The following is a 23,092-nucleotide window of genomic DNA, read 5'->3' as shown; positions in this document are numbered from 1 at the left end:
CGATGGGCGCGCAAGGGGCGTGCACCCGGCGCACCCGTGATCGATTCGCAACCGGTTCCGGACTTGACCGATACCCATCAAGTAGGTGCGCGGTTACTCTCCAGTCATGGCCGACTCGACATACCCGCCAGCCGCCCGTCAGGACCGCCCGGTGTACGTCATCGGCGCCGGTCCCGGAGGCCTCGCCACGGCGGCGGCCCTGGGCACCCGGGGCATACGCGTGGTCGTCCTGGAGAAGGGCGAGCGCGTCGGCACCTCCTGGCGCGGCCACTACGACCGCCTGCGCCTGCACACCACACGCCGGCTCTCGGCGCTGCCGGGACTGCCGATCCCGCGCGCGTTCGGGCGGTGGGTCTCCCGCGACGACGTCATCCGCTACCTGGAGAAGTACGCCGAGCACCACCGCATCGACGTCGTCACCGGAGTCGAGGTCACCGGCATCGAGCGAACCGCCGACGGCACCGGGTGGCTGCTGCGCGCGACCGGCGGCCGGGAGCTGACCGCAGGAGCGGTGGTGGTCGCCACCGGCTACAACCACACGCCCCGCATCCCGGACTGGCCCGGCCGCGACACGTACTCCGGCGAACTCCTGCACGCCCGCGACTACCGCAACCCCACCCCCTTCACCGGCAAGGACGTCCTCGTCGTCGGCGTCGGCAACACCGGCGCCGAGATAGCCGTCGACCTCGCCGAGGGCGACGCCGCCCGGGTCCGCCTCGCCGTGCGCACCGCCCCGCACATCGTGCGCCGCTCCACCGCCGGGTGGCCCGCGCAGCTCACGGGCATCCTGTGCCGCAGGCTGCCGACCGCCCTCGTCGACCGGCTCGCCGCGCCGGTCGCGAGGATCAGCGTCCCCGACCTGTCCCGGCACGGGCTGCCGCGTCCCCGCACGGGCCTGTACTCGCGGGTCCGGCAGGGCGCGATACCCGTGCAGGACGTCGGCCTGATCGACGCCGTGCGCACGGGCCGGGTCGAACCGGTCGCCGCCGTACGGTCCTTCGCGGGCGGCGAGGTCACCCTCGCGGACGGCAGCGTGATCACCCCGGACGTCGTCATCGCGGCCACCGGCTACCGTCGCGCTCTCGAAGACCTGGTCGGCGACCTCGTCCCCCTCGACGAGCGCGGCCGCCCGGCCGTCCACGGCCGCCGCACCTCCCGGCAGGCCCCCGGCCTGTATTTCACCGGCTTCACCAACCCCATCAGCGGCATGCTCCGCGAACTCGCCCACGACGCGGAGAAGATCGCGAAGTCGATCACCAGGGCCCTCGCCAAGGCCGAGGCGAAGGCCGACGCCGCCGCCGCGAAGGCCAGGCGTCGCGATGCGGCCGGGGTCCGGGGCGCGGCCGGAGGCCGGGATGCGACCGCCCCCGAGGGCGGGACACCGGCCGGGGCCGAGGCCGAGACGCCGACCAGCGCCGAGGGTGAGCCGGCAGCCGAGCCCCCAGGCAAGGCGGCAGCCAAGGCCAGCACCACGTCCGAGTAAGTCCACCCACACCCCGAGGCCACGCCGGACCGCCCCGGGTCACCCCCGCCCCCTCCGCCCCCGGGGCCGAATCGCGACCTTGGCACGGCGCGGATTCTGCGCTTCCGTGGAAGCGGGCCACGCACACCCCACGCCCCATGCTCCGCTCACGCCCCGCTCCGACCCCCGCCCCCGGGCTCCGCACCCGGGAGCCGGAAGCCCGCACCCCGGAGCCGGAAGCCCGCACCCCGGAACCGAAGGCCCGAAGTCCACAACCCGGAGCCAGAAGCCCACAACCTGCACTCCACACCGCGCACCCCGCAGCCTGGCACCCAAGGCCGCAAGCCCAAGCCGCAAGCCAAGGCGCAAGCCCCAGGCCGCGAGTCCAAGCCGCAAGCCCGGAGCCGGAAGTCTTTGCACGCAGCACCATTCCTGACGCCACGTCAGTTCAGTAATCTGACTAGGCGTCAGTTACTTGCCGTCACACAGGAGCGGGCGGACCGATGCTTGGATCGACTCACGGCACCTTCACCACCGACCCCCGCCGCGCGCATGTCGTGGCCTGCGGCGAACTCCCCCGTCACGCAGTCCACGGCACGGCCGCAACGGCGGACGACCTGGACGTCAGCGGCCGGCCGCTGCACTCCGACGTGCCCGACCTGGACCGCTTCTTCCGCCCCGAGTCCGTCGCCGTCATCGGCTCGTCGGACACCGAGGGGCGTCCCAACACCGGCATCACCCGGCAGCTGTTCGCCTGGGCCGAACGCGTCGGCGCGCGCCTGCACCCCGTGCACCCCACCCGTACGTCCGTCTTCGGCACCACCTGCTTCCCCTCCGTCGCCGACCTGCCCGAACAGGTCGATCTCGCCGTCCTCCTGGTCGCCGACCCGCTGCCCGTCGTCGAGCAGCTCGCCGAGGAGAAGGTGCGGTTCGCCGTGGCCTTCGCCTCCGGGTTCGCCGAGACCGGCGAGGAGGGGGCCCTCGCCCAGGCCAGGCTCGCCGCCGCCGTCCAGCGCTCGGGAATGCGGCTGCTCGGCCCGAACACCAACCTCAACGCCTTCGAGCACTTCCGCGAGGACCTCGAAGGCCCCGCCATCGCGCTCATCACCCAGTCCGGCCACCAGGGCCGCCCCGTCTTCGCCCTCCAGGAGCTCGGCGTCCGCCTCTCGCACTGGGCGCCCACCGGCAACGAGGCCGACCTGGAGACCTCCGACTTCCTCTCCTACTTCGCGGAGCGGCCCGAGGTCGGCGTCATCGCGGCATACGTCGAGGGCCTCAAGGACGGCCGCGCCTTCCTGCTCGCCGCCGACCGGGCGGCCCGGCGCGGGGTGCCCGTCGTCGCCGTCAAGGTCGGCCGCACCGAGGCGGGCGCCCGCACGGCCGCCTCACACACCGGCAAGCTGACCGGCGCCGACGCGGTGGTGGACGCGGCGATGCGGCAGTTCGGCGTGATCCGCGTCGACGGCCTCGACGAGCTGCAGGACACCGCGGCGCTGCTCGCCCGGGCCCGCCCGCCGCGGGCCGAGGGCGTCGCCGTCTATTCGATCTCGGGCGGCACGGGCGCGCACTTCGCCGACCTGGCGACGGAGGCGGGCCTGACCCTGCCCGCGCTCGGCGGGGCCAAGCAGGCGGAGCTGCACCAGTGGATACCGGAGTATCTGGACGTCGCCAATCCCGTGGACAGCGGTGGTCACCCCGTCGGCGACTGGCGGGGGCGGAAGATCATCGACGCGATCCTGGACGATCCGCAGGTGGGGGTGCTCATCTGCCCCATCACCGGGCCGTTCCCCCCGATGAGCGACCAGCTCGCGCAGGACCTCGTGGACGCGGCGGAGCGGACGGACAAGCTGGTCTGCGTGGTGTGGGGGTCGCCCGTCGGCACCGAGGACGCCTACCGCGAGACGCTGCTGGGCTCCTCGCGCGTCGCCACCTTCCGCACCTTCGCCAACTGCATCACGGCGGTACGCGCCCATCTGGACCACCACCGCTTCACCGCCCACTACCGCTCCCCCTTCGACGAGGCGCCGCGCACGCCCTCCCCCTCCTTCCGCAAGGCGCAGGCGCTGATGCGGCCCGGCCAGCAGCTCAGCGAGCACGCGGCGAAGCAACTGCTGCGCGCGTACGGCATTCGCGTACCCCGGGAGCAGTTGGTGACCAGCGCCGCGGCGGCCGTGCGCGCGGCCGGCCTGGTCGGCTATCCGGTCGTCATGAAGGCCTCCGGGGCGCAGCTCGCGCACAAGACCGAACTGGGCCTGGTCAAGGTGGGACTGACCTCCGCCAGCCAGATTCGCGACGCCTATCGGGAGCTGACGGACATCGCCCGCTACGAGGGCGCCGAGCTGGACGGCGTCCTCGTCTGCCAGATGGTCGAGCGGGGCGTCGAGATGGTCGTCGGCGTCACGCACGACACGCTCTTCGGCCCGACGGTGACGGTCGGTCTCGGCGGCGTGCTCGTCGAGGTCCTGCGGGACACGGCCGTGCGGGTGCCGCCCTTCGGGGACGACCAGGCGCAGGCGATGCTGTCCGAGCTGCGCGGACGCGCCCTGCTCGACGGGGTCAGGGGCGGGCCGCCCGCCGACGTCGACGCGCTGGTCGAGGTCGTGCAACGGGTGCAGCGCATGGCCCTTGAGCTGAGCGGCGAACTGTCCGAGCTGGACATCAACCCGCTGATGGTGCTGCCGCGCGGGCAGGGCGCCGTGGCGCTCGACGCCCTCGCCGTCTGCCGCTGACGCGCGCCGCGCGCCGCGGCGGGCCCGCACCCCACCCCATACGAAACGGAGCCACCCCCACATGACAGCCTCCCCCGACGCCGAGCCCATACCCGGACCTGGATCCACACCCAAGCCCGCACGCGAGTCCACACCCGAGCCCGCACGAAAGTCCGCGCCCAGGTCCGCACCCGAATCCGGACCTGTGTCCACATCCGGTGATCCCCCCTCTGACCCATTGGTACTCCACACCACTGACAACGGCGTCTCATGGATCACGCTCAACCGCCCCGAGGCGATGAACGCCATCACCCCGGACCAGCGCGAACGCCTCATAGCGCTGCTCGACGAGGCGTCCCGCGACCCCGGCGTACGGGCGGTGGTGATCACCGCGACGGGCCGGGGCTTCTGCGCGGGCGCCGACCTGCGGGGCGCGCCCGCGGCGGCCGAACGGCTGCCGGGTGACGTGGCCCGCACGATCCGCCTGGGCGTCCAGCGGCTGATCGCGGCGGTCCTCGACTGCGAGAAGCCGGTGATCGCCGCGGTGAACGGCACGGCGGCGGGCATCGGGGCGCACCTGGCGTTCGCCTGTGACCTGGTGCTGGCGGCCGAGAGCGCCCGGTTCATCGAGGTGTTCGTCCGCCGGGGCCTCGTGCCGGACGGCGGCGGCGCGTACCTGCTGCCGCGCCTGGTGGGGCCGCAGCGGGCCAAGGAGCTGATGTTCCTCGGCGAGTCCGTGTCCGCCGCGGAGGCGCACCGGATCGGCCTCGTCAACCGTGTCGTGCCGGCCGACGAGCTGGCGACGACGGCGAGGAAGTGGGCCGAGCGCCTGGCCATGGGCCCGACGCGGGCCCTGGCGCTGACCAAGCAGCTGGTCAACGCCTCTCTGGAGGCGGACAGGGCGACGGCCTTCGCGGCGGAGGCGGCGGCGCAGGAGATCAACATGACCACGGCGGACGCGCACGAGGGCGTGGCCTCGTTCGTGGAACGCCGCAGCCCCTCGTACCGGGGACGGTAACGGCCCCCCTTCCCATCTGATGGGCCGTCAGTTCTAATGGCGGACGTGATGGGACACGCAGGGATGGCGGCCACCGCCGTCCGCTACCTCCGGTCGGTCGGGGCCTCCACCAGCAGAGGGGCCGCCGCTCAAGCGCCGGTCGCGGCCGGGGGGTACCCGCGGCTGCGGGCGGTCGGGGACGACGAGCGGGCGTCGGTCGACCCGGCGGAGTTCCGCCGGGTGCTGGGGAACTTCGCGACGGGCGTCACGGTGATCACCGCGCGGCCGGCGGAGGGCGGACCCGCGGGCTTCGCCTGCCAGTCCTTCGCCTCGCTCTCCCTCGATCCGCCCCTGGTCTCCTTCATGGTGGCGCGTACGTCGACGTCATGGCCGCGCATCGCGCGCGCGGGCGCCTTCTGCGTGAACGTCCTCGGCGTCGGTCAGTCGGATCTCTGCCGCGGCTTCGCGGTCAGCGGCGCCGACAAGTTCGCGGGGGTGGCGTACGACGCGGCGCCCGTGTCCGGGGCACCGCGCCTGGCCGGGGCGACGGCGTGGATCGACTGCACGATCCAGGCCGTGCACACCGGCGGCGACCACCTCATCGTGGTCGGCCGCGTGGACGCGCTCGGCGCCGCCGGAGGGGACGCGGAGCCGCTCCTCTTCCACCGGGGAGCGTTCGGCCGCTTCACGCGCTGACGGAGGCGGGGAGGGAGCCGGAGCCGCCCGGTTCGCGCCGCCGGATCACGAGGGCCATGAGGGCGGCCGCCGCGCACAGCGCCCCGGAGGCGTACCACATCACGTCGTACGAGCCGAAGGTGTCGCGCGCGACGCCGCCGAGGAAGGCGACGAGGGCGGCGCCGATCTGGTGCGAGGCGAGGACCCAGCCGAAGACGATGGCGCTGTCCTCGCCGTACTGCTCGCGGCAGAGGGCGAGGGTGGGCGGGACGGTGGCGACCCAGTCGAGGCCGTAGAAGACGATGAAGAGCAGCATCGGCGGGTGGACGGCCGGCGCGAGCAGGATCGGCAGGAAGAGCAGCGAGACGCCGCGCAGGGCGTAGTAGACGGCGAGGAGGCGCCGCGCGTCGAAGCGGTCGGTGAACCAGCCGGAGGCGATCGTGCCGACGACGTCGAAGACGCCGATCACGGCGAGGAGCGAGGCGGCGGCCTGCACGGGCATGTGCGCGTCGTGTGCGGCGGGCACGAAGTGGGTCTGGACCAGGCCGTTCGTCGAGGCGCCACAGATCGCGAAGCTCCCGGCGAGCAGCCAGAAGGGGCCGGTGCGGGCCGCGTCGCGGAGCACCTTCAGGGTGCGCCGGGCGGCTCCGTCGACGGGCGGCGGCTTCGGCACGAACGCGTCTGCCCCATACGGCTTCAGCCCGACATCCGCCGGATGGTCCCGCAACAGCAGCCATACGAAGGGGACGACGGCCAGAGCGGCGAGCGCGACCGTCACGGCGGCCGGACGCCAGTCGTGCTCTTCCACCACCCAGGAGAGGACGGGAAGGAAGATCAGTTGCCCCGAGGCGGACGCCGCCGTGAGGATGCCGGTGACCAGTCCGCGCCGCGCGGTGAACCACCGGTTGGTGACGGTGGCGGCGAACGCGAGCGCCATGGAGCCGGATCCGAGCCCGACGAGCAGCCCCCAGCACAGGAGCAGTTGCCAGGCGGAGTCCATCCACACCGTGAGGCCGGAGCCGAGGGAGATGACGACCAGGGCGACCGCGACGACCTTGCGGATGCCGAAGCGGTCCATCAGCGCGGCGGCGAAGGGGGCGGTCAGGCCGTACAGCGCGAGGTTGACGGAGACCGCGAGACCGATGGTGCCACGCGACCAGTCAAACTCCTCGTGCAACGGGTCGATGAGCAGGCCCGGCAGCGAGCGGAACGCGGCGGCGCCGATGATCGTCACGAACGTGACGGCGGCGACGAACCAGGCGCGGTGGATACGGGTACGGCGCGGCCCGGGGTCCGCGCCGCTCGGCGATGCGGTCCGCGCGGGCGGCTTGGTTGTCTGGGTCACGTCAGACAGCATCCGGCCACGGCGGTTCCGGTTCGAGTGGCCCGAAGGACAGCGTTCGCTAGGATCGGGCCATGGCCGCCCAGGAAGCACAGAGCACCGCGACGCCCCGCCGCCACCGTGTCGTCGTCCTCGCCCTGGACGGGGTGATCCCCTTCGAACTGGGCATCCCGCAGCGCATCTTCGGCCGCGCGCGCGACGCCGGGGGCAGGCGCCTGTACGAGGTCGTGACCTGCGGGGTGCGCGGCCCCGGGGCGGTCCGCACGGACGCCGACTTCGACATCACGGTCACCCACGGCCCCGAGGCGCTCGCCACGGCGGACACGGTCGTGGTCCCCGCCTCGTACGAGCTGGGCCCGGTCTACGAGGAGGGCCGGCTGACCGACGAACTGACCGCCGCCCTGAGCCGGCTCAATCCGGCCGCACGCCTGGTCGCCATCTGCACCGGCGGCTACGTCCTGGCCGCCGCCGGCTTCCTCGACGGCCGCCCCGCCACCACGCACTGGTCGTCGGCGGATCACTTCCAGGCGCTGTTCCCGCAGGTCGAGGTGGACGCGGATGTGCTGTTCATCGACGACGGCGACGTCCTGACGTCGGCGGGCGTGGCGGCGGGGGTCGACCTCTGCCTCCACCTGGTGCGCCGCGACCACGGCAGCGCGGTGGCCGGCGAGGTGGCCCGCCGCACGGTCGTGCCGCCCCACCGGGACGGCGGGCAGGCCCAGTACATCCGGCGGCCGGTGCCCGAGCCGCAGCTCGCGACCACGCGGGAGGCCCGCGCCTGGGCGCTGGGCCGTCTCGACCAGCCGCTCCAGCTGCGGGACCTCGCGGAGCGGGAGGCGATGTCGGTACGCACCTTCACGCGCCGGTTCCGCGAGGAGGTCGGGATGAGCCCGGGGCAGTGGCTGACGCAGCAGCGGGTGGAGCGGGCGCGGCATCTGCTGGAGTCCAGCGATCTCTCCGTCGACCAGGTCGCGCGGGACGCCGGCTTCGGCACGGCGCAGTCGATGCGGCAGCACCTGCAGGCCGCGCTCGGAGTCACCCCCACGGCCTACCGCCGCACATTCCGCGAGCCCCCCGCCACACCCCCGGGCGCCTGTCCCCCCTCGGCCTCTTCCACCCCGCGCAAGAACCTCTCCCACCCACCCGTCCACAACTCCGCGGCTGAATCCGCCTCGTAGGGGGCCATGCCGGAGTTCGGGAAAGCCATGCGGGGTAGGGACGCGAGCCGTCGGAGGCCCCGGGGCAGCGAGCGGACAGAGGCACCCCCCTCGCGGGAAGTCGGCAGAAGCCCAAGGGGGGCCTTTGGGGGCGGACAGACCCGAGACGAGTCCATGGGCGGCCGAGGGACAGCTGGACGTGCCGTCGTCGTTCGCCCCGTCCGACGACGGCCCGCAGTCGGGTCGCGGCCGGAGGGGTCGTGGCGGTATGTCCGCCCGGAGCACGGTACGCACGGCTGCGGGGGCCCGCAGCGATCCGGCGGCCACGCAGGCGATAGCGAGGACGGACATACCGGTGCGGCCCCGCCCCGAAAGCCCAGCGATGCACGCCACGAGACGAGGCGCCCCGAAAGACCAGCGAGGACCCCACAACCGCGAGGCGAGTCGAGGCACCACCGCGAAGCGAGACCCACCGCGAGCGCGAGGCTAGGCCCACCATGACCGCGAAGCGAGACCCACCACAACCGCGAAGCGAGGCCCACCGCGAGCGCGAAGCGAGACCCACCGCGAGCGCGAAGCGAGACCCACCACAACCGCGAGGCGAGGCGAGGCAAGGCCAGGCGAGTCCAGGCGCTGCGGCGAGGTGGCCCAGGAACCAGCCGCCCAGGTCAGAACGTGAGGATCGCGCGAGCCACCCCACCCGCCCCCGCATCCTCCGCCGCCTTCGCGAAATCCTCCACCCCGTACGTCGACGTCACCAACTCGTCGAGCAGCAACCGCCCCTCCCGGTACAGCGACGCGTACAGCGCGAAGTCCCGCTGCGGTCGCGCACTCCCGTACCGGCACCCCAGGATCGACTTGTCCAGGAACAGCGACGAGACCACGAACGACGCCTCCGCCGCAGCCGCCGGCATCCCGAGCAGGATCGCCTGCCCATGCCGGTCCAGGAGCTCGATCGCCTCCCGCGCCAGCGAAACCCGCCCCACACACTCGAAGACATGGTCCGCCCCACCCGGCAGCACCTCCCGAACCGCCCCCGTGGAGGAACAGAAGTCCGTGGCCCCGAACCGCCGCGCCACCCCCTCCTTCCCCGCGTCGGTGTCCACGGCCACCACCATCGAAGCCCCCGCGATCCGCGCCCCCTGCACCACGTTCAGCCCGATCCCCCCGGCCCCGATGACGACCACCGAGTCCCCCCGCCCGACCCGCGCCCGGTTCAACGCCGCCCCCACCCCCGTGACCACCGCACACCCGATCAACGCCGCGGACGTCAACGGAATGTCCTCGGGAATCCGCACCGCCTGCACGGCCTTGACGACCGTGCGCTCGGCGAAGGCGGAGTTCGCCGCGAACTGGTACACCGGCCGCCCGCCCCGCGAGAACGGCTGCTCGGGCCGCCCGATGGCCGCACGGCACATGGTCGGCCGCCCCCGCCCGCACTCACCGCAGGTGCCGCAGTTCGCGATGGTGGAGAGCGCCACGTGGTCACCGGGGGCGACATGCGCGACCCCGGCGCCGACCGCCGAGACGACCCCGGCCCCCTCATGCCCCAGCACCACCGGCGACGGAAACGGAATGGTCCCGTCGATCACGGAGAGGTCGCTGTGACAGAGCCCGGCCGCGGCGACGGCGACCTGGACCTCGCCCGGCCCGGGGCCCCGTACCTCCAGGTCGTCGACGACCTCGACACGCTTCCCGTCGAAGAGGACACCCCTCACCACGCACCCCTCACCGAGGCCCCCTGGCCTCTCTCGGCAGACCGAGCACGCGCTCGGCGATGATGTTGCGCTGGACCTCGTCGGAGCCGCCGTAGATGGTGTCGGCGCGGGAGAACAGAAAGAGCCGCTGCGCGGCGTCGATCTCGTACGGCGAGTCCTCGGACCAGTCACGCCCCGCGACCGCCCCCAAGGCCCCCCTCACCTCCACGGCCAGCTCCCCCAACCGCTGATGCCACCGCCCCCACAACAGCTTGGCCACGCTCGGCCCACCCGCAGCCCCCCCAAGCCCTCCAGAAACCTCAGCCCCCCGAGATCCCCCAAGCCCCCCAGGCCCTACTGGCCCCCCAGACCCAGACCCCCCAGACCCTCCAGCCCCACCGCCCCCCAACGTCCGCAACGCATTCCATCGCATAACCCTCAGCTCGGCCCACAACCGCACCACCCGCTCCCGCACCACCGCATCCCCCACCGCCCCCGAGGCGACGGCGTCGCGCACGACCCCCGCCAGCTCCTCCGCGAAGCCGATCTGCTGGGCCAGCGTGGAGACCCCGCGTTCGAACCCGAGGAGCGCCATGGCGACGGCCCACCCGTGGCCCTCACCGCCCACGACATGCGAGGCACGCGCCCGCGCACCGTCGAAGAAGACCTCGTTGAACTCGCTGGACCCGGTGAGCTGCCGGATGGGCCGCACCTGGATCCGCCCCGGCTGGTCCATCGGCACCAGGAGCAGGGAAAGACCCCGGTGTCCCGATGACCCCGCCTCCGTCCGCGCGAGCACGAAACACCAGTCGGCCTCCCGCGCGAGCGACGTCCAGATCTTCTGCCCCGTGACGGCGTAGGCGCCCCCGCCGGGCTCCCGCACGGCACGGGTCCGCACCCCCGCCAGGTCGGAGCCGGCCCCCGGTTCGCTGTATCCCTGGCACCACAGCACCTCCCCCCGGGCGATCCCGGGCAGGAACTCGTCGCACAGCTCCCTCCCGCCGTGGGCCAGCAGCGTCGGCGCGAGCAGGTTCTCGCCGATGTGCCCGCACCGCCCCGGCGCCCGCGCGCGTGCGTACTCCTCGGCCCAGACGACCTGCTGGGTCAGCGTGGCCCGCCGGTTGCCGTAGTCGCCGTGCGCACCGGAGTCCCAGCCGAGCCCGATCCATCCGCCACGCCCCAGCTCGCGCTCCCAGGCCCGCCGGACCGCGCCGGCCTCGTGTTCGCCGCCGGGGCCGCCGCTGCCCGCCGCACGGGCGTAGTCACCGGTGAGGTGCTCAGCGAGCCACGCCCGCGCCTCCGCCCGGAACCGCTCGTCCTCGGGGCCGAACCCGAAATCCACGGCGGGTCCTAGGCGTTGGGCCGCTGACGGGCGGCCGCCGCATCGGCCATGGCCTCCACCTGGGCCAGCAGCGGCATCGGATCGGCGCCGACCGTCCCGGGCAGGAAGTCCGCGATCTTCTCCGGGGTCCAGGCGCCGTCCGCGTACCCGGCGCGCAGCTCCCGCGGCTGCGCCCATACGGCGATCTTGGGTCCGGCGATCGTGTAGACCTGCCCGGTGATCTTCTCCGCGCGGGCCCGGTCGCTGAGCAGATAGGTGACGAGCGCGGCGACGTCCTCCGGCTCCCCGATCTCCTTGAGCTCCATGGGGACGTTCGCCGACATGCGCGTACGGGCCACGGGGGCCACGGCGTTGGCGGTCACCCCGTACTTGTGGAGCCCCAGCGCCGCGCTGCGCACCAGGGAGATGATCCCTCCTTTGGCGGCGCTGTAGTTGGCCTGGGCGACGGAGCCCTGGTGGTTGCCGCTGGTGAAGCCGATCAGCGTGCCCGAGCCCTGCTTCCGCATGACCGCGGAGGCCGCCCGGAAGACGGTGAACGTGCCCTTCAGGTGGGTGGCGACCACGGGGTCCCACTCCTCCTCGGACATGTTGAACAGCATCCGTTCGCGCAGGATGCCGGCCACGCACACCACGCCGTCGACGCGCCCGTACTCGGCGAGCGCCACGTCGACGACGCGCTGCCCGCCCGCCATGGACGAGATGTCGTCGGCGACGGCGACGGCCTCGCCGCCGGCGGCCCTGATCTCCTTGACCACGGCGTCGGCCACCTCGCTCGCCGGCTCGCCGCCCGCCATGGAGACGCCGTAGTCGTTGACGACCACCTTGGCGCCCTCGGAGGCCGCGGCGAGGGCGACGGCCCTGCCGATGCCGCGTCCGGCGCCGGTCACGGCGACCACCTTGCCTGCCAAGAAGTTCCCCACGTCCGGCCCCTTCCCGCGGTTTCTGACGGTCCGTTAGATTCTATGGCCCGTCAGACACGGAAAGACAAGCCCCGGGGAGCACCCATGTCAGACACGGACGCCGCCCTTCCGGGCCCGCCCCTCTCCGCCCCGTCCGCCCTGCCGCCCGCGTTCCACGACCTGGCCAAGCGCGTGAACAACTGGGGCCGTTGGGGCGTCGGGGACGAGATCGGCACGCTGAACCTCATCACCGACGAGGTCGTGCGCCGGGCCGCCGCCGAGGTCCGCACGGGCCGCCGCGTCCCGCTCGCCCTTCCCCTGAAGGAGGGCGGCGTCCAGACGGGCATGATCCCGGGCCGCGTGAACCCCCTCCACACGATGGTGCAGATCAACCAGGAGCTCTTCGGCCCCGGCACGGTCGCCACCAGCGACGACGCGGTGACGATGGGGCTCCAGGCGGCCACCCACTGGGACGCGCTCACCCACGCCTCGCACTCCGGGAAGATCTACAACGGCCGCCCCGCGGGCACCATCACGGCACACACCGGCGCCCGGTTCAGCGGCATAGACGCGATCCCGTACGTCGTCTCGCGCGGCGTCCTGCTCGACGTGGCGCGCGCCAAGGGGCTCGACCGGCTGCCCGGCGACCACGCGGTGACGCCCCAAGATCTCGACGAGGCCGCGGAGTTCGGGCGTGTCGAGGTCCGCGCGGGGGACATCGCCCTCGTGCGCACGGGGCAGATCCAGGTCTGCCTCGCGGGCGACAACCACGCGTACGGCCATCCGTCGCCCGGCCTCTCGGTGCGCACACCCGAGTGGTTCCACGCGCGCGACGTGGCGGCGGTCGCCAACGACACCCTCACGTTCGAGATCTTCCCGCCCGAGATCGAGGACCTGTGGCTGCCCGTGCACGCGCTCCACCTGGTGGAGATGGGGATGATCCAGGGCCAGAACTGGAATCTCGAAAAGTTGTCCACAGCCTGTGCAGAACTTTCCCGGTACGCGTTCCTGCTCTCCGCGATGCCCGAGCCGTTCGTCGGCGGCACGGGCACGCCCGTGGCTCCGGTGGCCGTGCTGTAGGGATGCGGGAACGGCGGCGCGCGGACTCCGCCCCCCGAGTGCGGTGCCGCACGCCGCCTTCCGGCTCGGCGTTCGACGCTCACCCTCGCGTGCGCGAGGGGGCCGACGCCGACTGTGCGACCCGCGTCTCGGCAAGGACTGCCGTGTCCGGCGCCCTCGTCGTCCCCTCGCGGCGAATCGCTGCCCACAAGCGTGATCAATCGGACACGATGCGTCAATACCCGCTGGGCGAAACAGGAATTATGCCTGGTTTACCCCACCCGCGCACGGGCGTGCGCATCGCGTCACGCCACGGCGCACACGGCGCAGGATCCGCACCGCTCCGGACGACCCCGGACATCGTGTTCGTCCGGTGACGCGGACCCAGACGGCCTCGTGAGCCGTGTCCACGCCGGTCCATCCGCTGTCGCGGGGTTCAGACGGCCTCGTAAGCCGTGTCCACGTCGGCGTCGACGTCGAGGTCCCCCTAGGACACCCCGTCGAAGGCGACGGCCGGCGCGTCGGGGTCGCAGCGGTCCACCTCGCACCAGATGCTCTTGCCCGCACCCTCGGGCTGCCAGCCCCAGCGGTCGGCGAGACCGCTCACCAGCTCAAGACCTCGGCCGTTGGTGTCGTCGCCGTCGGCGTGCCGCTGCTTGGGGGGTCTGGCGCTGGTGTCGGCCACCTCGACGCGGACCGTCCGCGGCGCGTCCTCGGGAACACCGGGGAGCAGCATGCGCAGGACCGCGGGACAGCCCGTGTGCACGACCGCGTTGGTGACCAGTTCCGAGATCAGCAGGATCAGCGTCTCGGCCACCGGCTCGTCGGCTTCTATCCCTGAACCCGCGAGCCGTGAACGGGCCCAGCGTCTGGCCCGTCCCACCTCCGCGGGGTCAGCCCCGACCTCCAGCTGAACATGAAGCACCTGCACCGCTCACACCATCCGAACCGGCGGACACATCGCCTCGCGACTCCACGGGGTCACGGAACGTGATCCCCATCGGAGACAGCATGATTGACGTTCTGTCACCCCAACAAGCGCTTCAGGCATATTCCAGCGCGAAGGAGTACGCGTGCTGCATACTGTGCGACGCGTACCGCGGGGGGTCGAACAGGCGGGCAGAAAACCCCGCCCCGCATGGCGAGCGGCGCGCATCGCCGGGTCCGGAGCCGCCGCAGGGGCAGCACCGGGATGGCTCAGGCTCAGAACCACTCGCATCTGACACAAGGTACCCGAGCCGGACACCGACTCCACGCCGTGACGAGTCACGCGTAGGACACAACCCGGTATCAACGCTCCGTAGCGTCACCGTGCGTTGTCAGAGAGCTTCCGCAAGCGTTTCCTCGGCCTCGGCCGCCGTGCGTCCGAGTTCCGCGCGCACCCAGGCCCGTTTGAGGTGCAGATGCACCTCCGCCTCCCAGGTGAAGCCCATGCCGCCGTGCACCTGGAGGCAGTCCCCGGCGTTGCGCGTGGCCGCGTCGTCGGCGAGCAGCTTGGCGCCGGCGGTCTCGGTCTCGTCCCTGGTCAGAGCCGCCGCGTACACGGCGGCACGGGCGGTCTCGGTCCGTACGAGCATCTGTGCGCACAGGTGTTTCACGGCCTGGAACGCGCCGATGGGGCGACCGAATTGTTCGCGTTCGCGGGCATATTTGACCGCCATCTCGCACGTCCGTCCGGCACTGCCCAGCTGTTCGGCGGCCGTGAGGAGCACCGCCTCCGCGGACGCCCGCCTCCCCGCGCCCGGCACCCGGTGCAGAGGCGTGAGCGGGTCGACGGACCGCAGCGGCACGGCTTCGGCGGCGTCCCCCCGTACGGTGTCGGCCTCCGCCAGCCAGGGGACGAGCACCCCGTCGACCGCGGTCACCACCGCCGTCCCCTCGGCGGCGCCCGGCACCCGGCCCGCCGCGAGGAACGTCGCCACGGCGGGCCCCGGCAGCAGCGCCCGCCCCGCTTCCTCGAAGGCGAGGACGGCCTCCGGCAGCCCGAGGCCGACCCCGCCCGCGGCCTCGTCGAGCGCCAGGGCGAAGAACCCGGCGTCGCCGAGCGCGCGCCACAGGTCCCTGTCGAGGCGGCCGGGGGCGTCCATGGCCTCCCTCGGGGAGAACCGCCCCGCGAGGATGGCCCGCGTCCCCTTCCGCAACGCCTCTTGATCGTCCGTGAGATGGAAGTCCACGCCCGCCCTCACCGGCCCTTCGGGAGGCCGAGGATGCGCTCGGCCACGATGTTCCGCTGGATCTGCGAGGTCCCGGCGGCGATCGTGTACGACAGCGAGGAGAGCCGGTCCATGGTCCACTCGTGCCCCAGGTCGAGCGCGCCCGCCCCGAGGACCTCGGCGGCGGCGTCGTACAGCTCCTGGCGCGCGTGGGAGTACCGCAGCTTGAAGACCGAGCCGCCCGCTCCCGGCACCCCGCCCGAGCGCTGGGCCTCGCTCACGTTCCACTGGGTGAGCCGCCACAGGGCCGTGAACTCGGCGCTCAGGCGCCCGAGCCTGCGCCGCAGCACCGCGTCGCCCCAGCGGCCGTTCGCGCGGGCCTCGCGGGCGAGGTCGCCGAGGACGCGGCGGCAGGCCACGACCTCGCCGACGAAGGCGGCGCCGCGCTCGTGGGAGAGGGTCACCATGGTCACGCGCCAGCCGTCGTTCTCCGCGCCCACCCGGTGCGAGACGGGGACCCTGACCTCGTCGAGGAAGACCTCGGCGAACTCCGTGGACCCGGCGAGGGTGCGCAGCGGGCGCACGGTCACCCCGGGGGCGTCCATCGGCATGGCGAGCCAGGTGATGCCCCGGTGCTTGGGCACGGCCTCGCTCACCGGCCGCGTGCGCACCAGCAGCTCGCACCAGTCGGCGACCTCGGCGTGCGAGGTCCACACCTTGGAACCGCTCACCACGTAGTCGTCGCCGTCGCGCCACGCGCGCGTGCGCAGCGACGCGAGGTCGCTTCCCGCGCCGGGCTCGCTGAAGCCCTGGCACCACACCGCCTCGCCCTTCAGGACGGGCGGCAGCCAGCGCGCCCGCTGCTCGGGCGTGCCCTCGGAGGCGATGGTGGGCCCGGCGTGCAGCAGGCCGACGAAGTTGGCCCCCACGTAGGGGGCGCCCGCCTTCTCGGTCTCCTCGAGGAAGATCAGGTGCTGGGTGGGCGTGGCGCCCCGGCCGCCCGCGTCGACGGGCCAGTGCAGGCCCGCGTACCCGGCGTCGTACAGCCTGCGCTGCCACCCCGTGTCGTAGACCCGCCTGCCGGGCCAGTCGAGCGGGTCGGGGCGCGGCGGCAGGCCGGGGAGGGTACGCGCGAGCCATTCGGTCAGGTGCGCGCGGAACTCCTCCTCCTCGGCGGTGTACGTGAGGTCCACGGGCCCGCCTACCTGTCCCGGTCCGGTCCGGGCCCCGGCCGGGCGGGCGGCCGGGGCCCGAAGAGGTGCGCCGGCGCGATCACGGGGTCGTCGACGCCGACGATCCGGGGAAGCTCGGTCATGGTGTCTCCTCCGGTCATCCGTCCGGGGCTCCGAGACTATCTGATGGCCCGTCAGAAGTTAGGCTAGCCCCGCACCCCTGGACCGACAAGGCGGGCAGGCCTACGCTTCCCGCATTGCCTGACGCCCCGTCAGTCGGGCCCGGCCAGGAGGTCGACGGCATGAGCACCGCGCAGCACGGGACCGCGCACGGACGGAACGAGACCGCCTACGAGCTGGGCTCCTCCCGCACGCTCTGGGAGCTGGTGGAGCGCCGCGCCGCGCTCACCCCCGACGCGCCGGTCCTGATCCAGGCCGCCGACGACCCGGCCGACGACCGCATGCTCACCTTCGGCGCGCTGCGGGACCGCGCCGAGCGCGTCGCCGCCGGGCTGTACGCCCGGGGCGTGCGCCCCGGCACCGTCGTCGCCTGGCAGCTCCCCACCCGCATCGAGACGGCCCTGCTCTCCTTCGCGCTCGCCCGCCTCGGGGCCGTCCAGTCCCCCGTCATCCCCTTCTCCCGCGAGCGCGAAGTCGGCTTCGCCCTGCGGGAGTCCAAGGCGGAGCACTTCGCGGTGCCCGGCGTGTGGCGCGGCTTCGACCACACCGAGATGGCGCGCGGGCTCGGCGCACGGGGCGTCTTCGAGGCGCACGAGGAGCTGCCCGACGCCGATCCGTCCGTGCTGCCCGCCCCGCCCGCGGACGGCGCCGACGTGCGCTGGATCTACTGGACGTCGGGCACGACGTCCGACCCCAAGGGCGTGCTGCACACCGACCGCTCCCTCATCGCCGGCGGCTCCTGCCTCGCCCACGCCCTGCGCCTGAAGGCGACCGACGTGGGCTCGATGGCGTTCCCCTTCGCGCACATCGCGGGCCCCGACTACACGGTGATGCTGCTGCTCTACGGCTTCCCGGCGGTGCTGTTCGAGCACTTCGCGCTGCCGGACGCGCTCGCGGGCTACCGGCGGCACGGCGTGACCGTGGCGGGCGGTTCGACGGCCTTCTACTCGATGTTCCTCGCCGAGCAGCGCAAGCTGCCGCCGGGCGAGAAGGTCATCCCCACGCTGCGGCTCCTGGCGGGCGGCGGGGCGCCGAAGCCGCCGGAGATCTACCACGCCGTCGTACGCGAGATGGGCTGCGCGCTGACCCACGGCTACGGCATGACCGAGGTCCCGATGATCACCATGGGCGCCCCGGACGACACCGCGGAGAACCTGGCGACCACGGAGGGACGGCCGCCGCCCGGCATGGAGATCCGGATCACCGACGCCGACGGCAGGTGGCTCGGACCCGGCGTCGACGGCGAGGTGCGGCTGCGCGGCGAGGCCGTCTGCCGCGGGTATCTGGACCCGGCGCAGGACACGGCCGCCTTCGACACCGACGGGTTCCTCGTCACCGGGGACCTCGGCCACCTCACGGAGAGCGGCCACCTGGTGCTCACCGGGCGCGCCAAGGACGTCATCATCCGCAAGGGGGAGAACGTCTCCGCCAAGGAGATCGAGGACCTCCTGCACGGCCACCCCGCCGTCGGCGACGTGGCGGTCATCGGCCTGCCCGACCCCGAACGCGGGGAACGCGTCTGCGCGGTGGTGGAGCGGCGGCCGGGCGGCGGCGCGCTCACGCTGGAGGCCGTGACCGCGTATCTGCGCGGGGAAGGCCTCGCCCCCTACAAGCTGCCGGAACAGCTGGAGGTCGTCGAGGCGCTTCCCCGCAACGAGACGCTGCGCAAGGTGCTCAAGTACAAGCTGAGGGAGCGCTACGCGCGCGTGCCGCTCACTCGGGAACCGTGAACCACCGGCTCACTCGGGAACCGTGAAGTACTGCGCGAAGCCCGCCACGATCTCCTGCTCCGCCACGCGGCCGTCGCCGTCGGTGTCGAGGCCGGCCGCGACCGTGCCCGCGACGTCCTCGGGCACGCCGAGCGCCTTGAGCGCGCGCTCGATCTCGCCCGGGGCCACCGCTCCGTCGCCGTCGCCGTCGGCGATGCCGATCACGGCGTGCAGGAAGGGCCGGGCGATCTCGGCGAACCGCTCCGGGTTGTCCCGCAGCCGCTTCACCGCGCCGCCCACGAACTCGTCCCGCGTGATCCGCTGGTCCCCGTCACGGTCCGCGATCCCGGCCATGCCCTGCCAGAACGCCTCGGCGCCCAGGTACAGGGCCTGCCCCTTGTCGGACCGCGCCGTCGCCCCGAACTCCTTGCACAGGGCGGCTGCCGCCGTGCTGAAGTCCTCACGGGAGATGTACTTGTTGCCGTCCTGGTCGAAGGTGGCGAACCGGGCCGCGATCTTACGCTCGTACTCGGCACTGTCCATGGTCTTCGGGCCGCCTCTTTTCCGCGGTTGGGTGCAGTTCAGGGGGTGGGTACCCCGGCAGCAGCGAGCGTACGTCGTCGCGAGCCGCCGGAGGGCGGGAAAGCGTGGCTTGTGTCAGGACCGCCCGAATCCTGGGACAGAGGTGTGTCACGGGTGTGATGTGCTGCACTGTTGTCCGTGGAAGCTGTCGCGGCAAGTGTCATAGCGGTGCTCGGGACCCTCCTGGGCGCGGGAGTCACGCACTCCTTCCAGCGCAGGACGGTCGAGCGGACCGAGGCGTTCACCCGCAGCGAGAGACTGCGCCAGGAACGGATCGACGCCTACTGCGCGTACGCGGGCGCGCTGGTCAACTACCGGCGCATCCTGGTGGACCGCTGGTTCAGCAGGATGGAGGACCGCGAGGAGCAGGAGGAGATCCGCTTCCGCTCCTACGAGATGCGCTCCGAGGCGCAGGAGGCGCTGTTCCGCGTGCAGTTGCTCTCCGGCGACGAGGAACTGGTCCGGCTGGCCGGGGAGACGCTGGAGCAGGTCGCCACCGTGCACACGTCCGCCGACCGCGAGGAACTCGCCGAGCGGCGCCGCGTGACGCGGGACGCCGTCAACCACTTCGTGGCGACGGCCAAGCGGCACGTGTAGGACCGCTCACGCGGAGAGCGGTGTCGCCTCCTCGTCGAGCGCCTCGTCCACGCCGGGGAAGACCTCGAAGAGCCTGCGGACGCCGAGGGCCGCGAGGACCCGGTTGACGTGGGAGCCGTCGACGGCGCCCTGGGCAGGGAGTATCAGGCGCAGCCGGCCCTGGCAGGAGCGGATCAGGCGGCGGGTGGCGATCAGCACGCCGACCCCGCTGGAGTCGCAGAACAGCACGTCGGAGAGGTCGAGGACGACGCTGCGACGGCCGTCGGCCACGGCTTCGTGCACGCGCTGGCGCAGGACGGGCGAGGTCAGCAGGTCCATCTCGCCGGAGACCCGCAGCACGGCCCAGCCGCTCTGTTCGCCCACCGTCACCTTGAGCGTCACGCGCCACGCCTCTCGCTCGCCTGCTCTCCTCCGGCCCCGAGTGATCCGGAAGCGGTCCCTACGCTTCGTTCAGCCTCGGCTGCCCATCTGCACCTCCCATGAAACACCAGCATCGGCGCGTCAATATCATCCGGCCCCGCGCGGGGAACGCGCTTTGCCGTAAAGAGAGGTGCGCTGTCAGTGGCGCCGACTACATTCGTGGGAGGGTTCGGACACGGCGAGCGCAAGAGGGGGCGGCATGCCGAAGGACGCGCCGCGGCGCTGGGACCGCAGGATGCAGCAGCGGCTCGCGCACGGGGAGGCCGCCGCGCTCGGCGAGCTGTACGACCGCTTCGCCTCGCTGGTGCACGGCCTCGCCCACCGCGTCCTGGGCGACGAGAGCGGCGCCGACCGCATCACCCGCGAGGTCTTCGCCCACGTATGGGAGAACCCCGACGCGTACGACCCGAAGCAGGGCCCTCTGCGCTCCTGGCTCGCCACGCTGACGCACGAGCGGGCCGTCCGCAGGCTCCGCCGGACCGAGTCGGCCGCCCTCGCCGAGGGCGGGGGCACCCCGGAGGAGCTGGAGCGCAAGGTCCGCCGCGCCTCGGCGGCGGCCCGCGCGGACTACATCGTGACGGCCATGCCCACCCCGCTGCGGGCCGCGCTCGAGCTGGCGTACTTCCAGCGGCGGGACTACCGCCAGGCGGCCGCCGACCTCGGCGTCACCGAGGACGAGGCCCGGCGCAGGCTCCGCCTCGGCCTCCAGCTCCTGTCGACGGCCAACGACACGCCCTCCGCCGGCCGCGCCTCCGGCGCCTCACCCGGGTACGGGAAGGCACTGTGACCGGCTCCGACCTGCCCGAGCCGCCGCCCGCCCCGCTCGCCCTCGATCACCCCGTCCTGAAGTCCCTGCTCGGCGCCTGGGCGCTCGCCGCGTGCTCCCCCGCGGAGGCCACCGCCGTCGAGGAGCACCTGGGCGAGTGCGGGCCGTGCGCGGAGGAGGCGCTGCGGCTGCGGGACGCCGTCGGCCTGCTGCACGCCGAGGAGAGCCTCGACCTCGATCCCGGCCTGCGCACCCGTGTCCTGGAGAGCTGCCTGGGCCGCCGCCCGCCCCGCATACCCGTGCCCCGGTGGGCCGTCCCGTACGACGCGGAGAGCGCCCGCCTCGACGCCCTGTTCCGGGACATCGGCAACTCCGAGTGGCACGCCCCGGTGCGGCTGCGCTGGTTCGAGGAGGGCGGCCAGGTGAGCCGCAAGACCACCGTGGCCGGAGTCATCGGGCACCTCCTCGCCGTGGACGGCATGGTCGCGGTCGCCCTCGGCCTCGGCGATCCGCTCGGTCCGGAGACCAAGGACCCCCAGCTCCCCGCCGAGCGCACCGAGGCGTACTGGAAGGCGTCGTACTTCCCGCCCACTCGCGCGGTGCGCGGCCCCTGGCGCGACCAGACGCACGAGCTGGTCCGCACGGTCTCCTTCGCGGGCGACGGCTCGGGCCTGATGCCCGTGCCGTACGGGACGGCTCCCGAGGGCGGCGAAGGGGCCGGGCAGCGGATCGAACTGCCGCTGCGGGACGCGATGGTGGACCGCGCCTTCGAGTGCTGGATCCACGCGGCCGACATCGCCGACGCCGTCGCGTATCCCTACGATCCGCCGTCGCCCCGCCATCTCCACCGCATGATCGACCTCGCCGCGCGGATGCTCCCCGGCACCCTGGCGGGCCGCCGCCGCTCCGGGCTCGCGGCGCCCTCGCGTGACCTGGTCGCGGCGGGCGCGCCCGGCCGGAGCCTGCGCCTGGAGATCGAGGGGCTCGGCGGCGGCGAGTGGTTCATCCCGCTGGACTCACCGGGCGCCACCGCGTCGGCCGAGCGCGAGGTGGCGCACGTGGCGCTGGACGGCGTGGAGTTCTGCCGCCTGGCCGCGGGCCACATCCCGCCGGAGGAGGCCGCCGCCGGTCAGGACGGGGACCGCGAGGCGATCCGTGACGTCCTGTTCTCGGCGGCGTCGCTGAGCCGGCTGTAGCGCCGCGCCGGGCTCCCGCGAGGCGTCAGGCGAAGACGACCGTGCGGCTGCCGTTCAGCAGAATCCTGCGCTCCGCGTGCCACTTCACGGCCCTCGCGAGCGCCTGGCACTCCACGTCGCGGCCGATCGCCACGAGCTGGTCGGGCGTCACGCCGTGGCCGACCCGCTCGACCTCCTGCTCGATGATCGGCCCCTCGTCGAGGTCGGCCGTCACGTAGTGCGCGGTCGCGCCGATCAGCTTCACGCCGCGCGCGTGCGCCTGGTGGTAGGGCTTCGCGCCCTTGAAGCTCGGCAGGAACGAGTGGTGGATGTTGATGATCCGCCCGCTCAGCTCCTTGCAGAGGTCGTCCGAGAGCACCTGCATGTAGCGGGCGAGGACGACGAGCTCCACGTCGAGCGAGCGCACGAGTTCGAGGAGCCGCGCCTCGGCCTCGGGCTTGTTCTCCTTCGTCACCGGGATGTGGTGGAAGGGGATGTCGTACGAGGCGACGAGCTCGGCGAAGTCCGTGTGGTTGGAGACGACGGCGGCGATCTCCACCGGCAGCGCGCCGATCCGCGAGCGGAACAGCAGGTCGTTCAGGCAGTGCCCGAACTTCGAGACCAGGAGGACGACCCGCATCTTCTCCTCGGCCCGGTGGATCTGCCAGTCCATGTGGAAGGAGTCGCCGACGGCGGCGAAGCTCGCCCGCAGCTTGTCGACGGTCACCGGGGACTCGGCGGAGAAGTGGACGCGCATGAAGAACAGACCGGTGTCGTGGTCACCGAACTGCTGGCTGTCCTCGATGTTGCAGCCGGTCATGAAGAGGTAACTCGACACGGCGTGCACGATGCCCTGCTTGTCGGGGCAGGAGAGGGTGAGGACGTACTGCTCAGCGGGGGCCGCCGGGGCCACGGACTGCTCGTTCATGCAGCCAAGGTTCCCACAGGCCGCCGCGCCGGGGGCAATCGTCCCGAGAGCCGGGACGGACGCGCCGGGGCG

19 protein-coding genes and 1 pseudogene are annotated in these 23,092 nt (G+C 73.1%); 10 read left to right on the top strand and 10 right to left on the bottom strand.

The features are described from left to right. Positions 1-106: 106 nt before the first annotated feature. From DCW30_RS22910 to DCW30_RS22895, 4 genes and pseudogenes are all read left to right on the top strand, one after another. A pseudogene (locus DCW30_RS22910) lies at positions 107-1,261 on the top strand (flavin-containing monooxygenase); the annotation flags it as partial. 704 nt (positions 1,262-1,965) lie between these two features. Next, positions 1,966-4,191, top strand: coding sequence for an acetate--CoA ligase family protein (locus tag DCW30_RS22905; protein WP_076685609.1), 2,226 nt, complete (start codon positions 1,966-1,968; stop codon positions 4,189-4,191). Between the two features lie 61 nt (positions 4,192-4,252). Then, positions 4,253-5,188, top strand: a complete 936-nt coding sequence (locus DCW30_RS22900; protein WP_079250085.1) for an enoyl-CoA hydratase/isomerase family protein — start codon at positions 4,253-4,255, stop codon at positions 5,186-5,188. Between the two features lie 63 nt (positions 5,189-5,251). After that, positions 5,252-5,863, top strand: a complete 612-nt coding sequence (locus DCW30_RS22895; protein WP_076685607.1) for a flavin reductase family protein — start codon at positions 5,252-5,254, stop codon at positions 5,861-5,863. Here DCW30_RS22895 and DCW30_RS22890 read toward each other — a convergent pair. Beyond that, complete coding sequence (locus DCW30_RS22890; protein ID WP_076689178.1) at positions 5,853-7,187, bottom strand: MFS transporter; 1,335 nt, start codon at positions 7,185-7,187, stop codon at positions 5,853-5,855. The two genes, DCW30_RS22895 and DCW30_RS22890, sit on opposite strands and share 11 nt — an antisense overlap. Before the next feature lie 71 nt (positions 7,188-7,258). Here DCW30_RS22890 and DCW30_RS22885 point away from each other — a divergent pair, with 71 nt between their 5' ends. Beyond that, positions 7,259-8,362 carry a GlxA family transcriptional regulator gene (locus tag DCW30_RS22885; protein WP_079250083.1) on the top strand — a complete coding sequence of 368 codons (1,104 nt, stop codon included), beginning with the start codon at positions 7,259-7,261 and terminating at the stop codon, positions 8,360-8,362. A 647-nt stretch (positions 8,363-9,009) separates the two neighbouring features. Here DCW30_RS22885 and DCW30_RS22880 read toward each other — a convergent pair. The 3 genes from DCW30_RS22880 to DCW30_RS22870 are packed head-to-tail and all read right to left on the bottom strand — an operon-like array spanning position 9,010 to position 12,300. After that, entirely contained in the window at positions 9,010-10,059 is a 1,050-nt protein-coding gene (locus DCW30_RS22880) for a Zn-dependent alcohol dehydrogenase (RefSeq protein ID WP_076685606.1), read from the bottom strand. Positions 10,060-10,069: 10 nt separating this feature from the next. Next, positions 10,070-11,380, bottom strand: a complete 1,311-nt coding sequence (locus DCW30_RS22875) for an acyl-CoA dehydrogenase family protein (RefSeq protein ID WP_076685605.1) — start codon at positions 11,378-11,380, stop codon at positions 10,070-10,072. Between the two features lie 8 nt (positions 11,381-11,388). Next, positions 11,389-12,300 carry an SDR family NAD(P)-dependent oxidoreductase gene (locus DCW30_RS22870; protein ID WP_076685604.1) on the bottom strand — a complete coding sequence of 304 codons (912 nt, stop codon included), beginning with the start codon at positions 12,298-12,300 and terminating at the stop codon, positions 11,389-11,391. A gap of 84 nt (positions 12,301-12,384) precedes the next feature. Here DCW30_RS22870 and DCW30_RS22865 point away from each other — a divergent pair, with 84 nt between their 5' ends. After that, positions 12,385-13,359: a cyclase family protein gene (locus DCW30_RS22865; protein WP_076685603.1), complete on the top strand. Its 975-nt coding sequence runs from the start codon at positions 12,385-12,387 to the stop codon at positions 13,357-13,359. A gap of 466 nt (positions 13,360-13,825) precedes the next feature. On the opposite strand, the gene DCW30_RS22860 is transcribed toward DCW30_RS22865, so the two are convergent. The 3 genes from DCW30_RS22860 to DCW30_RS22850 all read right to left on the bottom strand — a co-directional run bounded on the left by DCW30_RS22860 (position 13,826) and on the right by DCW30_RS22850 (position 16,684). Continuing rightward, positions 13,826-14,269 carry an ATP-binding protein gene (locus DCW30_RS22860; protein WP_076685602.1) on the bottom strand — a complete coding sequence of 148 codons (444 nt, stop codon included), beginning with the start codon at positions 14,267-14,269 and terminating at the stop codon, positions 13,826-13,828. 388 nt (positions 14,270-14,657) lie between these two features. Continuing rightward, the gene (locus DCW30_RS22855; RefSeq protein ID WP_076685601.1) at positions 14,658-15,512 is read right to left on the bottom strand and encodes an acyl-CoA dehydrogenase family protein; all 855 of its coding nucleotides are present in this window, start codon (positions 15,510-15,512) and stop codon (positions 14,658-14,660) included. Between the two features lie 8 nt (positions 15,513-15,520). Next, the gene (locus tag DCW30_RS22850) at positions 15,521-16,684 is read right to left on the bottom strand and encodes an acyl-CoA dehydrogenase (RefSeq protein ID WP_076685600.1); all 1,164 of its coding nucleotides are present in this window, start codon (positions 16,682-16,684) and stop codon (positions 15,521-15,523) included. Positions 16,685-16,965: 281 nt separating this feature from the next. Between DCW30_RS22850 and DCW30_RS22845 the strand changes: the two genes are divergently transcribed. Continuing rightward, positions 16,966-18,573: a class I adenylate-forming enzyme family protein gene (locus DCW30_RS22845; RefSeq protein ID WP_076685599.1), complete on the top strand. Its 1,608-nt coding sequence runs from the start codon at positions 16,966-16,968 to the stop codon at positions 18,571-18,573. Between the two features lie 9 nt (positions 18,574-18,582). Here the strand turns inward: DCW30_RS22845 and DCW30_RS22840 are convergent, their stop codons facing one another. After that, positions 18,583-19,095 (bottom strand): EF-hand domain-containing protein, encoded by a 513-nt coding sequence (locus tag DCW30_RS22840; RefSeq protein ID WP_062776361.1) that lies wholly within the window; start codon positions 19,093-19,095, stop codon positions 18,583-18,585. A 177-nt stretch (positions 19,096-19,272) separates the two neighbouring features. Between DCW30_RS22840 and DCW30_RS22835 the strand changes: the two genes are divergently transcribed. Continuing rightward, positions 19,273-19,731: a hypothetical protein gene (locus DCW30_RS22835; protein WP_076685598.1), complete on the top strand. Its 459-nt coding sequence runs from the start codon at positions 19,273-19,275 to the stop codon at positions 19,729-19,731. 6 nt (positions 19,732-19,737) lie between these two features. Here the strand turns inward: DCW30_RS22835 and DCW30_RS22830 are convergent, their stop codons facing one another. Further along, entirely contained in the window at positions 19,738-20,112 is a 375-nt protein-coding gene (locus DCW30_RS22830; protein ID WP_076685597.1) for an STAS domain-containing protein, read from the bottom strand. Between the two features lie 238 nt (positions 20,113-20,350). Between DCW30_RS22830 and DCW30_RS22825 the strand changes: the two genes are divergently transcribed. Together DCW30_RS22825 and DCW30_RS22820 are read left to right on the top strand one after the other, a co-directional pair. Continuing rightward, positions 20,351-20,938: a sigma-70 family RNA polymerase sigma factor gene (locus DCW30_RS22825; protein WP_062776366.1), complete on the top strand. Its 588-nt coding sequence runs from the start codon at positions 20,351-20,353 to the stop codon at positions 20,936-20,938. Beyond that, positions 20,935-22,113, top strand: coding sequence for a zf-HC2 domain-containing protein (locus DCW30_RS22820; RefSeq protein ID WP_079250082.1), 1,179 nt, complete (start codon positions 20,935-20,937; stop codon positions 22,111-22,113). The genes DCW30_RS22825 and DCW30_RS22820 overlap by 4 nt, the downstream gene beginning before the upstream one ends. 25 nt (positions 22,114-22,138) lie before the next feature. Here DCW30_RS22820 and purU read toward each other — a convergent pair whose 3' ends face one another. After that, positions 22,139-23,020: a formyltetrahydrofolate deformylase gene (gene purU / locus DCW30_RS22815; protein ID WP_076685596.1), complete on the bottom strand. Its 882-nt coding sequence runs from the start codon at positions 23,018-23,020 to the stop codon at positions 22,139-22,141. Between the last annotated feature and the right edge of the window lie 72 nt (positions 23,021-23,092).

This window comes from Streptomyces alfalfae, assembly GCF_004127445.1.
Classification (GTDB): Bacteria; Actinomycetota; Actinomycetes; order Streptomycetales; family Streptomycetaceae; genus Streptomyces; species Streptomyces alfalfae.
The sequence above is the reverse complement of the archived record's forward strand: the minus strand, read 5'-3'. Positions and strand labels throughout refer to the sequence as shown.

What these genes read in the sequence shown, in the direction of transcription:
- DCW30_RS22885 (WP_079250083.1), top strand. Translation starts at nt 7,259, where the DNA reads ATGGCCGCCCAGGAAGCACAGAGCACCGCGACGCCCCGCCGCCACCGT.
- purU (WP_076685596.1), bottom strand. Translation starts at nt 23,020, where the DNA reads ATGAACGAGCAGTCCGTGGCCCCGGCGGCCCCCGCTGAGCAGTACGTC.
- DCW30_RS22900 (WP_079250085.1), top strand. Translation starts at nt 4,253, where the DNA reads ATGACAGCCTCCCCCGACGCCGAGCCCATACCCGGACCTGGATCCACA.
- DCW30_RS22840 (WP_062776361.1), bottom strand. Translation starts at nt 19,095, where the DNA reads ATGGACAGTGCCGAGTACGAGCGTAAGATCGCGGCCCGGTTCGCCACC.
- DCW30_RS22845 (WP_076685599.1), top strand. Translation starts at nt 16,966, where the DNA reads ATGAGCACCGCGCAGCACGGGACCGCGCACGGACGGAACGAGACCGCC.
- DCW30_RS22905 (WP_076685609.1), top strand. Translation starts at nt 1,966, where the DNA reads ATGCTTGGATCGACTCACGGCACCTTCACCACCGACCCCCGCCGCGCG.
- DCW30_RS22895 (WP_076685607.1), top strand. Translation starts at nt 5,252, where the DNA reads ATGGCGGCCACCGCCGTCCGCTACCTCCGGTCGGTCGGGGCCTCCACC.
- DCW30_RS22825 (WP_062776366.1), top strand. Translation starts at nt 20,351, where the DNA reads ATGCCGAAGGACGCGCCGCGGCGCTGGGACCGCAGGATGCAGCAGCGG.
- DCW30_RS22865 (WP_076685603.1), top strand. Translation starts at nt 12,385, where the DNA reads ATGTCAGACACGGACGCCGCCCTTCCGGGCCCGCCCCTCTCCGCCCCG.